8 protein-coding genes and 2 tRNA genes are annotated in these 13,567 nt (G+C 61.9%); 3 read left to right on the top strand and 7 right to left on the bottom strand.

Going from position 1 to position 13,567, the window contains the following annotated elements:
- Nucleotides 1-352: 352 nt before the first annotated feature.
- Together ACYASU_RS09665 and ACYASU_RS09660 are read right to left on the bottom strand one after the other, a co-directional pair.
- Nucleotides 353-429 (bottom strand) — tRNA-Asp (locus ACYASU_RS09665).
- Between the two features lie 19 nt (nucleotides 430-448).
- Nucleotides 449-524 (bottom strand) — tRNA-Val (locus ACYASU_RS09660).
- Nucleotides 525-683: 159 nt separating this feature from the next.
- On the opposite strand from ACYASU_RS09660, the gene rdgC reads away from it, so the two are divergent.
- Entirely contained in the window at nucleotides 684-1,604 is a 921-nt protein-coding gene (gene rdgC, locus ACYASU_RS09655; RefSeq protein WP_122537474.1) for a recombination-associated protein RdgC, read from the top strand.
- Between the two features lie 81 nt (nucleotides 1,605-1,685).
- Nucleotides 1,686-2,648, top strand: a complete 963-nt coding sequence (locus tag ACYASU_RS09650; RefSeq protein WP_463582653.1) for a bile acid:sodium symporter family protein — start codon at nucleotides 1,686-1,688, stop codon at nucleotides 2,646-2,648.
- Nucleotides 2,649-2,856: 208 nt separating this feature from the next.
- Here ACYASU_RS09650 and ACYASU_RS09645 read toward each other — a convergent pair whose 3' ends face one another.
- Nucleotides 2,857-4,728 (bottom strand): MFS transporter, encoded by a 1,872-nt coding sequence (locus tag ACYASU_RS09645; protein WP_463582652.1) that lies wholly within the window; start codon nucleotides 4,726-4,728, stop codon nucleotides 2,857-2,859.
- A 142-nt stretch (nucleotides 4,729-4,870) separates the two neighbouring features.
- Entirely contained in the window at nucleotides 4,871-6,013 is a 1,143-nt protein-coding gene (locus ACYASU_RS09640) for a TDT family transporter (RefSeq protein WP_463582651.1), read from the bottom strand.
- A 248-nt stretch (nucleotides 6,014-6,261) separates the two neighbouring features.
- On the opposite strand from ACYASU_RS09640, the gene ACYASU_RS09635 reads away from it, so the two are divergent.
- On the top strand, nucleotides 6,262-9,735 hold the full coding sequence (locus ACYASU_RS09635) for a hybrid sensor histidine kinase/response regulator (RefSeq protein ID WP_463582650.1): 3,474 nt from the start codon (nucleotides 6,262-6,264) through the stop codon (nucleotides 9,733-9,735).
- A 207-nt stretch (nucleotides 9,736-9,942) separates the two neighbouring features.
- Here the strand turns inward: ACYASU_RS09635 and ACYASU_RS09630 are convergent, their stop codons facing one another.
- The 3 genes from ACYASU_RS09630 to ACYASU_RS09620 form a co-directional block, all read right to left on the bottom strand.
- Complete coding sequence (locus ACYASU_RS09630; RefSeq protein WP_463582649.1) at nucleotides 9,943-10,797, bottom strand: DMT family transporter; 855 nt, start codon at nucleotides 10,795-10,797, stop codon at nucleotides 9,943-9,945.
- Nucleotides 10,798-11,194: 397 nt separating this feature from the next.
- The gene (locus ACYASU_RS09625) at nucleotides 11,195-12,604 is read right to left on the bottom strand and encodes an alginate export family protein (protein ID WP_463582648.1); all 1,410 of its coding nucleotides are present in this window, start codon (nucleotides 12,602-12,604) and stop codon (nucleotides 11,195-11,197) included.
- Nucleotides 12,605-12,607: 3 nt separating this feature from the next.
- Nucleotides 12,608-13,465 carry a glyoxalase gene (locus ACYASU_RS09620; protein ID WP_463582659.1) on the bottom strand — a complete coding sequence of 286 codons (858 nt, stop codon included), beginning with the start codon at nucleotides 13,463-13,465 and terminating at the stop codon, nucleotides 12,608-12,610.
- Nucleotides 13,466-13,567: the final 102 nt, after the last annotated feature.

Below are 13,567 nucleotides of genomic sequence, written 5' to 3'. Positions count from 1 at the left end.
CCGTGGGCCCGCGCCGAACGGACATCCATGTCCTGACGGCGCTCTCGCCGCATCCATGCGGCTCGGCCCACTCCGCGAGACCTGCGTTCAGCCTGCACCCAAGTCGCGATTGCCGGTGTCTGGACTTTTTGTGTAGGAAGAACAAAAGCAGATCAAAAGCTTCCCGGCTGAAGCCGGTCCTACGGTGTGCACGCATTGCTTTTAGTGGGACCGGCTTCAGCCGGGAAGAGGCCAGTGTGGACACTGGTCACTTCAGATCAGCCGCGCCCACCAAATCCCAGGCACAAAAAAAGCGACCCTAAGGTCGCTCTCTTTGTCGTTACGAGGAGTTCAAGGGCCTCGTAACTCAATATGGCGCAGCGGACGGGACTCGAACCCGCGACCCCCGGCGTGACAGGCCGGTATTCTAACCGACTGAACTACCGCTGCGCGTAACACTTGAAACGAATGGTGGGTGATGACGGGATCGAACCGCCGACATTCTGCTTGTAAGGCAGACGCTCTCCCAGCTGAGCTAATCACCCTTCGCTTCGGTGTGGCGCGCATTCTACGGAGCGATCAAAAAGCTGGCAAGCACTTTTTGAAATAAATTTTATAATCCTTCCAAAGGCTTACATCAGGGTTGGCCGCAGGGTCACAGCAGCGAATAATGCCCCCCTTTGTATAAAGGAGAGATGTACCCCATGTGGTTCAAAAACCTGCTTGTCTATCGCCTGACCCAGGACCTGCCATTTGACGCCGAGGCGCTGGAAACCGCGTTGGCGACCAAGCCTGCACGTGCCTGTGCCAGCCAGGAGTTGACCACTTACGGTTTCATCGCCCCGTTCGGCAAGGGCGAAGACGCGCCACTGGTGCACGTCAGCGGTGATTTCATGCTGATCTCGGCGCGCAAGGAAGAACGCATTCTGCCCGGCAGTGTGGTCAACGATGCCTTGAAAGAGAAAGTCGAAGAGATCGAGACCGAGCAGATGCGCAAGGTCTACAAGAAGGAACGCGATCAGCTCAAGGATGAAATCATCCAGGCCTTCCTGCCCCGCGCCTTTATCCGCCGCTCGGCCACTTTCGCCGCCATCGCCCCCAAGCAAGGCGTGATTCTGGTCAACGCTTCCAGCCCCAAGCGCGCCGAAGACCTGCTGTCGACCCTGCGTGAAGTGGTCGGCTCGTTGCCAGTCCGCCCCGTGACCGTCAAGACCGCGCCAACCGCTGTGATGACCGAATGGGTCAAGACCAGCCAGACCGCCGAGCACTTCTTCGTACTGGACGAGTGCGAACTGCGCGACACCCACGAAGACGGCGGCATTGTGAAGTGCAAGCGTCAGGACCTCACCAGCGACGAAATCCAGCTTCACCTGAGCACCGGCAAAGTCGTCACTCAGCTGTCGCTCGCGTGGCAGGACAAGCTGTCGTTCGTGCTGGACGACAAGCTCGGCATCAAACGCCTGAAGTTCGAAGACCTGCTGCAGGATGAAGCCGAGCAGAACGGCGGCGACGATGCGCTGGGGCAGCAGGACGCCAGCTTCACACTGATGATGCTGACATTCGGCGAGTTCCTGCCGGAGCTGATGGAAGCACTGGGCGGCGAAGAGATTCCCCAGGGGATCTGATTTCGCCTGACGGCGCAGGAGCCGGCTTGCTGGCTCCTTCCGTTTCCGGGTTCATTCATACCAATAAGAAAGGAGCAGGCCATGCGTGCCCTGGCTGCGTTGAGTCGTTTTGTCGGTAATACCTTCGCGTACTGGGTGCTGTTGTTCGCCGTGCTGGCGTTCCTGTTCCCGTCCTGGTTCATCGGCCTCAAGTCGTACATCGTGCCGTTGCTGGGGCTGGTGATGTTCGGCATGGGCCTGACCCTGAAGCTTGATGATTTTTCTGAAGTCGTGCGCCATCCCTGGCGCGTGGCTCTGGGGGTGGTCGCGCATTTCGTGATCATGCCCGGCGTGGCCTGGCTGCTTTGCCAGTTGTTTCACCTGCCGCCGGAAGTCGCCGTGGGCGTGATTCTGGTCGGCTGCTGCCCGAGCGGCACGTCGTCCAACGTCATGACCTGGCTGGCGAAAGGTGACCTGGCGCTGTCGGTGGCCATCGCCGCCGTCACCACCCTCCTCGCCCCGCTGCTGACCCCGGCGCTGATCTGGCTGCTGGCGTCGGCGTGGTTGCCGGTGTCCTTCATGGAAATGTTCTGGTCGATCCTGCAGCTGGTGATGCTGCCGATCGTGCTCGGCGTCATCGCTCAACGTTTACTCGGCGCCAAGGTGAGTTTTGCCGTCGACGTGCTGCCGCTGGTGTCGGTGGTGAGCATCGTGATGATCGTCTGCGCGGTGGTGGCAGCGAGTCAGGCGAAGATCGCCGAGTCGGGCCTATTGATCATGGCCGTGGTGATCCTGCACAACAGCTTCGGTTTTCTGCTGGGTTACTTCACCGGCAAGCTGTTCAAGTTGCCACTGGCTCAGCGCAAATCGCTGTCCCTGGAAGTCGGCATGCAGAACTCAGGCCTCGGCGCCGCCCTGGCCGCTGCGCACTTTTCGCCACTGGCGGCGGTGCCGAGCGCGCTGTTCAGCGTCTGGCACAACATTTCGGGCGCGTTGCTTTCGACGTACTTCCTGAAGATGACGCCGGATGCGGTGGTTGCGGAAGAGAAGCCGATTGTAGGGTGATCGGCATGGCGCCTGTGGGAGATCCCCGATCACCCACGCATCATCCGGCAAAATGCGATCCCTGTGGGAGCGAGCTTGCTCACGAAGAGGCCGGTACATCCGCTCATTTTTCTGCGGCAGGAATACCGTCTTCGTGAGCAAGCTCACTCCCACAAGTTATTTTGACACCAGAAATATCGGGTTTCTTATTAACGCGCTGGCACTCGCCTTAGCGCACCGCCCCCCGCAATTCCGCTACCCGCTCACGCACCAGCGCCGGTTGCGATGCCTCCCTCGTCAACGCAGGCCCGGCGACCAGGGTCACTCGCGACCAAAGCCTGCGGAACACGCCCTTGTTCGGGTCGCGGCTGAAAAAGCTGCCCCACAACCCCTGCAATGCCATTGGAATCACCGGCACATCAGTCTCCTGCAAGACCCGGGTCATGCCACTCTTAAAGGTGTCGATCTCGCCGTCGGTGGTCAGCTTACCTTCCGGAAAGATGCACACCAGCTCGCCTTCCTTAAGGTAATGGGCGATGCGTTCGAACGCGCTGTCGAACACTGCCTTGTCCTCTTTGATACCGGCAATCGGGATGGCGCCCGCCGTGCGGAACACGAAATTCAGCACCGGCAGATTGAAGATTTTGTAGTACATGACGAAGCGGATCGGCCGGCGCACAGAGCCGGCAATCAACAGCGCATCGACGAACGAGACATGGTTGCACACCAGCAATGCCGCGCCCTCATCAGGGATCTGGTCAAGGTCGCGATGCTCAACGCGGTACATGGAATGGCTGAGCAGCCAGATCATGAAACGCATGGTGAACTCGGGCACGATTTTGAAGATGTAGGCGTTGACCGCGATGTTCATCAGCGACACGACAAGGAACAGCTGCGGAATCGACAGCTTCGCCACGCTCAGCAGGATGATCGAAACGATCGCCGACACCACCATGAACAGCGCGTTGAGGATGTTGTTGGACGCGATGACCCGCGAGCGCTCCTTCTCCGCCGTTCGCGACTGGATCAGCGCGTACAGCGGCACGATGTAAAAGCCGCCGAAGACGCCGATGCCGAGGATGTCCAGCAACACCCACCACGCCTGCCCGTAACCCAGAATCGCCAGCCAGTTATTGGCCTGCACGTTCTGCGGGAAATCACCGGAATGCCACCAGAGCAACAAGCCGAACACGGTCAGGCCCATGGAGCCGAACGGCACCAGGCCGATCTCCACTTTGCGCCCGGACAGTCGCTCGCAGAGCATGGAACCAGCGGCGATGCCGATGGAGAACACCGTCAGAATCAGGGTGACGACGGTTTCATCGCCGTACAGAAATTCCTTGGCGTAGGCCGGGATCTGCGTCAGATAAATCGCCCCGACGAACCAGAACCACGAGTTGCCGACGATGGAACGCGACACCGCTTTGGTCTGCCCCAGGCCGAGTTTCAGGGTGGCCCAGGATTCACTGAAGATGTTCCAGTTCAGGCGCATGTCCGGCGAAGCGGCCGCGGCCGGCGGAATGCCCCTGCTCGCGAGGTAACCCAGACACGCCACCGAGACCATCGCTGCCGCGACGATGGGCGCGTAGTGGGTCGCCGACATCATCACTCCGGCGCCGATGGTGCCGGCCAGGATCGCCAAAAACGTGCCCATTTCCACCAGGCCGTTGCCGCCCACCAGTTCGTTCTCATGCAGGTGCTGGGGCAGGATCGAGTACTTCACCGGCCCAAACAACGCCGAGTGAGTGCCCATGGCGAACAGCGCCGCCAGCATCAGCGACAGGTGGTTGAACAGAAAACCCGTGGCCCCCACGACCATGATCACGATCTCCAGGACCTTGATCATGCGGATCAGCTTGTCCTTGGGGTATTTCTCGCCGAACTGCCCGGCCAGCGCCGAGAACAGAAAGAACGGCAGGATGAACAGCAAGGCGCAGAGGTTGACGTAGATGGAGCGGTCGCCGTCGATGCTCAGCTTGTAGAGGATGGCGAGGATCAGCGACTGCTTGAAGATGTTGTCGTTGAACGCCCCGAGGGACTGGGTCACGAAAAACGGCAGAAAGCGCCGCTTACCCAACAAACTGAACTGCGACTGACTCATCTTCCCTGGTCCTGAGTGGCGCCGGTATCGGCTTTCGGATGGGAACGCCGAACGGCGGTTCCGGGCCACATTGAAGACGACGCCGGCGGCAAAGTCGAGCATGCGCTCCAACGGATAGTCCGTTAGAGCGTGGGAGCGCTATCTAGCGCAAGCCAGCGATGCAGGGCGAAACGAACAGCTCGCCTTTATAGGCCCCGGTCACGGTGCGCTTCATGATCACCAGCCACAGGACACTCAGCGAGGCGACCAGCACGCTGCCGAGAACCGCAAAGAACACAAGATGAAGCACCGTGCCCAGCTTCAGGGTGGTCAGCGCGAACACCCCCAGCGGAAAGGTAAAACCCCACCAGCCCAGGTTGAACGGGATGCCGTTGCGCAGGTAACGCGTGGTGATCAGCAGCGCCATCAGGCACCACCACACGCCGACACCCCACAAGATCACGCCGCCGATCAGGCCAAGGCCCGACGCGATCTCGCCGACGCCGGGCAGTCCGTTGGCGTTGAAGATCAGTGGCGAATCGGCGCCCAGCACAATCAAACCGAATGCGCCGGTGCTGATCGGCCCGAGGGCCAGCCAGCTCGATGCGGCCATGCTTTCGTGGGGCAGTTTGTGCAGGGCCATGCGCAACAGCAGGATGGTCAGAATGCTGAACGCCACCGGCACCGACATCGCCCACAGCACGTAGCTGGTGATGAGCACGCTGAACTGGCTGTGACTGTCCGTCAGATGTGGCGCCAGCTGCCCGCCGCTCACCGCCGCCACTTCGCAGGCCACCAGCGGCAGAAGCCAGACGGCGGTCATCTGATCGATACGGTGTTCCTGGCGGGTGAACATCAAAAACGGGATGACCACGCCGCAGGCCAGGGACATCGCCACGTCCAGCCACCACAACATCTCGGCAATCGGCAGCACGGCGTCGCCCCATCGCGGCAGGCCGAAAGTCAGCAGCCCATTGATGAGCGTCGCCAGGCCCATGGGAATCGTGCCGAAAAACATCGACACCGTGGAATGCCCGAACACCCGCCGCGCCTCGTCGAAAAACATCACCCAGCGGGCGATGTAGAGGGCGCTGAAGGTCAGGAACAGCACGATGTTCAGCATCCACAAGGCTTCGGCCAGCTTGAACACGCCGGGGATGGGCACCGGAAGCTGCACCAGCACAGCCGACAGAATCCCGGTGCCCATGGTCGCGGCGAACCAGTTGGGGGTGAATTGGCGGATGACTTCCCGTGGATGGCTCAGTTGGCTGAAGGGTCTTTGCGGGCAGAAAATGGCGTGGGTCATGGCGAGCTCCTGTCCTCGTGTGAGGTGGTCCCCATAGTAGGACGGCAGCTGATATCGACTAAGCGGGTAATTTCGCTATGCATCATAGATTTCCCCGATATGAACCGGGCATGGGATTCATCGCATTCCTGCGACACCGCGCCGCTCAGACCTTGGTCGTAACAGACGAACCCCACGCGGCGTGCGAGACTGTCCGGCCGGCGAGGGATCGCCACCGAAACCGCTAGCCGCTTGCCTCCGGAGTTCCCATGTCGCTGTCCAGCGGGCTGATCGCTGCCGTCGCCCTGGCCTATATGGCCATCATGTTCGCCATCGCCTTTTACGGTGACCGCCGCAGTACCCCGCTGCCGCCGCGCCTGCGCGCCTGGGTGTACAGCCTGTCGCTGGCGGTTTACTGCACCAGCTGGACGTTTTTCGGCTCGGTCGGCCAGGCCGCCGAGCAATTGTGGTCGTTTCTGCCGATCTACCTCGGGCCGATTCTGCTGATGCTGCTGGCGCCCTGGGTGCTGCAGAAAATGGTGCTGGTCAGCAAGCAGGAAAACATCACTTCAATCGCCGACTTCATCGCCGCCCGCTACGGCAAGTCGCAAACCCTCGCCGTCGTCGTCGCGCTGATCTGCCTGATCGGCGTGTTGCCCTACATCGCGCTGCAACTCAAAGGCATCGTGCTGGGGGTGAACATTCTGATCGGTGCCGGCGCCGACGCCACAGGGACTCGCGCCCAGGACACTGCGCTGATCGTGTCGCTGGTGCTGGCGCTGTTCACCATCGTCTTCAGCACCCGCAACCTCGACGCCACCGAGCACCACCGCGGCATGGTCCTGGCGATTGCCTTCGAGTCGCTGGTCAAGCTGTTCGCCTTCATGGCCGTCGGCGCGTTCGTGACCTTCGGCCTGTACGACGGCGTGGACGACCTGTTCAACCAGGCCATGCTCGCACCGCGTCTGGAGGAGTACTGGAAAGAAACGGTCAACTGGCCATCGATGGTGGTGCAGACCGGCGTCGCCATGATGGCGATCATCTGCCTGCCCCGGCAGTTTCACGTCACCGTGGTGGAGAACATCGAGCCACAGGATTTGCGCCTGGCGAAATGGGTGTTCCCGGCGTATTTGCTGCTGGCCGCGGTGTTCGTGGTGCCGATTGCGCTGGCGGGGCAGATGCTGCTACCCGCCTCGGTGCTGCCGGACTCGTTCGTGATCAGCGTGCCATTGGCCCACGCGCACCCGGCGCTGGCCATGCTGGCGTTCATCGGCGGCGCCTCGGCCGCCACCGGCATGGTCATCGTTGCCAGCGTCGCCCTCTCGACCATGGTTTCCAACGACATGCTGCTGCCGTGGCTGCTGCGGCGCAAAACCGCCGAGCGTCCGTTTGAAGTCTTTCGCCACTGGATGCTCTCGGTGCGCCGGGTCAGCATCGTCGTCATTCTGTTGCTCGCCTACGTCAGCTACCGGCTGCTGGGCTCGACTGCGAGCCTGGCGACCATCGGCCAGATCGCCTTCGCCGCCATCACTCAGTTGATGCCGGCGATGATCGGCGCGCTGTACTGGAAGCCGGCCAATCGTCGCGGGGTGTTCGCCGGGCTTGCTGCCGGGGTGTTCATCTGGTTTTACACCCTGGTGCTGCCGATCATTGCCCACAGCATGGGCTGGTCGCTGAGCAGTTTTCCGCTGCTGGCGTGGCTGCACAGCAACCCGTTCAATCTGCCGATCAGCCCGCTGACCCAGGGCGTGGTGCTGTCGATGCTGGGCAACCTGGCATTGTTTGTGTGGGTCTCGCTGCTGTCGCGAACGCGAGTGTCCGAACACTGGCAGGCGGGGCGTTTCATCGGCCAGGAATTGCAGGCTCGGCCCAACAATCGCTCGCTGCTGGCGGTGCAGATCGAGGACCTGCTCAAGCTCTCGGCGCGTTTCGTCGGCGAAGAGCGGGCGCAACAGAGCTTCATCCGCTTCGCCTACCGCCAGGGCAAGGGCTTTAACCCCAACCAGAACGCCAACGGCGAATGGATCGCCCACACCGAACGCTTGCTGGCAGGAGTGCTGGGCACGTCGTCGACGCGGGCGGTGGTCAAGGCGGCGATTGAAGGCCGCGACATGCAGCTCGAAGACGTGGTGCGCATCGCCGACGAAGCTTCCGAGGTGCTGCAGTTCAATCGCGCGCTGCTGCAAGGCGCCATCGAGAACATCACTCAGGGCATCAGCGTGGTGGATCAATCCCTGCGACTGGTGGCCTGGAACGCGCGCTATCTGGAGCTGTTCAATTACCCGGAAGGCCTGATTAGCGTGGGGCGGCCCATCGCCGACATCATCCGCTACAACGCCGAGCGCGGTTTGCTCGGCCCCGGCGAGGCCGAAGTGCATGTCGCCCGGCGCCTGCACTGGATGCGTCAGGGCCGCGCGCACACGTCCGAGCGGTTGTTTCCCAATGGGCAGGTGATCGAGCTGATCGGCAACCCGATGCCCGGCGGCGGCTTCGTCATGAGCTTCACTGACATCACCGCGTTCCGCGAGGCCGAGCATGCGCTCAAGGGCGCCAACGAAAGCCTCGAACAACGCGTGGCTGAACGGACGCGGGAGCTGTCGCAGCTGAACACGGCGCTGAGCGAAGCCAAGGCCCATGCGGAAGCCGCCAATCAGTCGAAAACGCGCTTTCTCGCCGCCGTCAGCCATGACCTGATGCAGCCCATGAACGCGGCGCGTTTGTTCTCCGCCGCCCTGCTGCACAACGACGACAACGTGCCCGCGGAGGCGAAACAGCTGATCCAGCATCTGGACAGCTCGCTGCGTTCGGCCGAAGACTTGATCAGCGACCTGCTGGATATTTCGCGGCTGGAAAATGGCAAGTTCACGCCGACCATCACGCCGTTCGCGCTGAACAACCTGTTTGAAACCCTCGGCGCCGAATTCAAGGCCCTCGCCCAGGAGCAGGGTCTGGACTTCCGCGTGCGCGGCAGCACGTTGCGCGTGGCCAGCGACGCCAAGCTACTGCGGCGGGTGCTGCAGAACTTCCTGACCAATGCGTTTCGTTACGCCAAGGGGCCGATTCTGCTGGGGGTGCGGCGCCGTAACGGGCAGCTGAGTCTGGAAGTCTGGGACCGTGGGCCGGGTATTCCCGAGGACAAGCGCCAGGTGATTTTCGAGGAGTTCAAGCGGCTGGACAGCCATCAGACCCGCGCCGAGAAGGGCCTGGGTTTGGGGCTGGCGATTGCCGATGGTCTGTGCCGCGTGCTCGGTCATTCGCTGGAAGTGCGTTCATGGCCGGGCCAGGGCAGCGTGTTCAGCGTCACGGTGCCGCTGGCGCCTGCATTGCCGATACCGGCCGTTGTGCCGAGCGAACCTTCGCGTGCTGCGCTCAACGGTACGCAAATCCTCTGCGTCGACAACGAGGACAGCATCCTGATTGGCATGAACAGCCTGCTGAGCCGCTGGGGTTGCCAGGTCTGGACCGCGCGCAATCGTGAGGAATGCCAGGCCCTGCTCATCGACGGCATTCGACCGCACCTGGCCCTGGTGGATTACCACCTGGATCACGGCGAAATCGGCACCGAACTGATGGCCTGGCTGCGCACGCAACTGGGTGAGCCGGTCCCTGGCGTGGTCATCAGCGCCGACGGCCGCCCGGAGCTGATCGCCCAGGTACACGCCGCCGGCCTTGAGTATCTGGCCAAACCGGTGAAGCCCGCCGCGCTGCGGGCGTTGTTGAGCCGGCATGTGCGGTTGGGTTGAGGCTGGCTGGTCTCGTCAAGATGGGAACGATGATCCGCTGTAGGAGTGAGCTTGCTCGCGATCGGCTGCGCAGCAGTCGTGAAACCGGTAATGCCTGACACACGGCACGCACCGGTTTGCTGCCGCTGCGCGCCAGATCGCGAGCAAGCTCACTCCTACAGTTTTCTTCCGCATTGCCCGCAGCATTCGCCGCAGCCGTGGACGGTTCTATTTAACCTTCCTGAACACAAACACCAACCCCACCACAATCAGCACCATCCCCAGCAAGCTCATCAGCGCGAGGCGGTTGCCGTAGATCAGGTAGTCCATGATCGCGGTGACGCCGGGCACCAGGTAAAACAGGCTGGTGACGTTGACCAGATTGCCTTGGGCGATAAGCCGATAGAGCAGAAACGTCGCCAGCACCGATACCACCAGCCCCATGTACAGCACCGGCACGAAGAAGCCGATGCTGTGTTCGAAATGAAAGGGCTGAAACGGAACGAACACGGCACACACCACCGTCCCCGCAAGGTATTGCACCGGCAACGTGCCGAGGGGGTTGTCGGTGATGCGTTTCTGCATGATCGAGCCGCCGGTCATGCTCAACATGCCCAGTACGCCGAATGCCATGCCGGCCAGCGATCCGCCGTCGCCGATGCCTTGCCAGACCACCAGCACCAGACCCGCCAGCCCCAGACTCAGGCCGAACATGCGTGACGCCGAGCGGCTGCGTTCAACCAGCACGGCCGTGAGTATCGGTTGCACGCCCATGATCGTGGCCATGACGCCGGGCGCGACTTTCATGTCCAGCGCCAGCAGGTAGCAGATCTGATAAGCCCCCAGCAGCACCGCCCCTGTCATCAACGCAAAGCCCATCGACGCGCGGGTGGCGGGAAGCTTGTAACCCAAGGCCGGGATCAGGATCGCCAGCGCCACAAGCGCCAGCAGAAAACGGAACAGTAGAAATGCAAACGGTGAAGCGTGGGTCAGGCCCCACTTGGAAACGATCGCGCCGCTGCTCCAGAGCAGGACGAAAAGCGTCGTCGTGGCCATCGAGGCCAAGGCTTTATTAGCGAACATGAGTCACCTGTGATTCAGACAAAATCGGACCCGGCACGAACCGGATTCACGGATGTTTTGCGGGCGTTTGCAGGCTTCGGTCGACAGCGTTGACGCAGTCGGTCAGCCGAGCACAACGACGCCTGGCGGTGCAACGACGCACACGACAGGACTGTTCACTGATGGGGGTGGCGGGTAACGCGTGATGAAGGCGATTTGCATGCAGCTGCACGGTTCCGCAACAGCGCGAGCCGTGGCGGATAAAGCGAACCGGGTGCGGGATGCAGGCATCGTACTCATCTTCTGAAAGGAGTGACTCGGTGTTGCCAAGTGTTACAACAACGAGGCCGACTATAACCAGCCAGCGGTGCCTCGTGCAATGCCATAACGCGACGTCGTGAATTGCCCTGATGCAGCGCTACCAGGACAGTTTCAGCTCGACGCCGAGGTAATTGCTGTCGTGCCCGCCGGCATCGCGCACTGACTGGCCGACGTCGTAGTGCACCGCCTCGACCGCGCCGCTCAGATTAGGGGTGAACGCATAGTCCGTGCGCACCTGCCCGTAAGCGCCGGTCCAGCGACTGCCCTGCCCCGCGGTTCCGGCCACCGCGATGTTGGGCTGCACGTAAACGGCGTCTTCGGTGGTCTCCCGCCATTGCAGGCCAAGGGCCGTCTGAATGCTCAGCTTGGCGATCGGCTTGATGGTAATCGACGGTTTGACGTGCAGGATGTTGGCATAGCCGGTGTAGCCCCCCAGCGAAAAATAGTAGCCGTTGGGAAACAGCGGATTGAACGTGCCCAGCGTGCCGTCGCCGTTTTTTCGGTCGCCCGACGCGGCGTCCAGTTGCAGACCCAGACGCGGCGTCCAGCTGACGTCGGCGAAGGTGTAACCCACGCGACTACCCGCCGCCCAGGCGCGAATGCTCTTGGCGCCGACCGAACCGGTCTGCCCCATCGCCTCCAGGTCCCAGTCATAGCCATCGGCCGCGCCGCCCAGTCGAGCGTCAAAGATGTTCCGGTGTTCTGCGCCGTTGGCATCGAGGTAACTGGCGTCGTCGCGTTCATACAGCCCGACGTAGGCCGACAGCTCGTTACTGCCGCCCACCAGCCGCTCGGCGCGCAGCATGTGAAAGCGAAATTCGTGGTTCGAGCGATCGTCGAAGTGGCGCTCGTCCTGGTATTGCACCGGTCGGCTGGCAATCGCGATGAAGCGCCACAGCCCGGTCTCCCAGTCCGCCCACAAGGCATCGAACGATTGGCGCACGTTCGGTCCGTCGCGGGAGGAAATAAAGCGCTGCAAGTCGAAAGCGAAATCCTGCCGTCCCACCCGCGCCTTGAAGGTGTTGTCTCCCAGCTTTTTGGTGTACTCCAGAAACGCCAGGCGCAGGTCGGTGCGATTCTGGTCAGCGCCGCCAATGGTGGTTTTGTCGTAGGCGCGCACGTCTTCCAGCTGTGTAAACACGCGCCAGTTTTCATTGAAGTGCAGATCGGCGTGCACCTGAAAGCGCTGCAGCAAATACCGGTCCCGGGCGACATTTCGCGTACCGAACGCGCTGGCGTCGTTCATCTCGAAACGTTCACGCAGGGTGCTGCCCAACGACAGGTACGTCTGGGGGTTGTCCGAAGACAGCGGGATGTACTTCAGGCTGTCCAGCGGCGCCGTCCTGAGGGTCGGATTGGCCAGTACCGACCAATCCTCCTGCCAGCGATTGGTCTTGATCGCCGGCCTTGACTCAGTCGTATCGGCATTGACTTGGGCACTCACCATCGGCAACGCCACCGCCAGGCATACACCACTCAAACCTGAGGCGAATCGAGCACTCGCCATCGGTCAACCGGCCGCAGCGGTCTGATGAATTTCAGCGACGTAGCCACCCGGAAACTCAACAACTGCCGCCGTACGTCCTGCGCTGGTAAAGGGCTCGACGAGCACGTTCACGCCAGCCGCCTTGGCTTTGCTCAACGTATCCTGCAGATTGCCAACCTCATAGCCGGTGTTCTCGTGGCCGAACGGGTACGGCAGATGGCCGTCGGTGGCCAGCACGACCATTTTGCCGAACGGGGACTCGATGCGAATGCGGTGGAAAGTGGCATCGGCGCGACCGATCTCGATGCCCGGCGCTTTCTTCTCGTCGCTGACGACTTTGCCGTGGGAGAACGCGATAAACGCTTTTACGAACGCGGCAGCCCGGTCGTTGGACACGTAGACGCGATTCTCGGGAATGGTCTGGAACGGTGCGTAACTCGGCACTTTGGTGTGCCAGTAAAGCTGCATATTCACGCCACCCGGCCACTGCACGACGGCGTCGCGACCGATGGGGTCCGGGAAGTCCGAAACGATGACGTCGGCGCCGGCCTGACGCGCTTCTTTGATCGCCAGATCCATGTCCTTGACCAGATAGCCGTTGCGCTCATCGCCAAACGGACGCGGGATCGGGGTCTTGAAACCGAATAAGGAAACCGTGCCGACCGGCGTTTGAATCAACTGGGACGTCGTGCTGCTGGGCACCGGCAAGACATTGACCACCACCTGTGGCGTGCTCTGCCCGCCGAACGTCGCGGTGAAGCTCTGCACAAAGCGATCTACATCCGCAGGCGCGACGTACACGTGAGTGGTGTCGTATTGAGGCGCAACGGCCACGGCGGCGGATTGGGCAAAGGCAACGGTCGGTGCAACCACGGTCGCCATCGGACCGGCCAGGCCGAACAGCGTGGCGGAAAGCATCAGGAATCTGGCGCGCATGAACATCGTCTCCGGGCAAAAGGGCTGAACGCAGGGTCCGCCGACTGG

It is taken from the genome of Pseudomonas sp. HP_12 (assembly GCF_055283955.1).
This window is presented reverse-complemented; position numbering and strand designations above follow the sequence as displayed.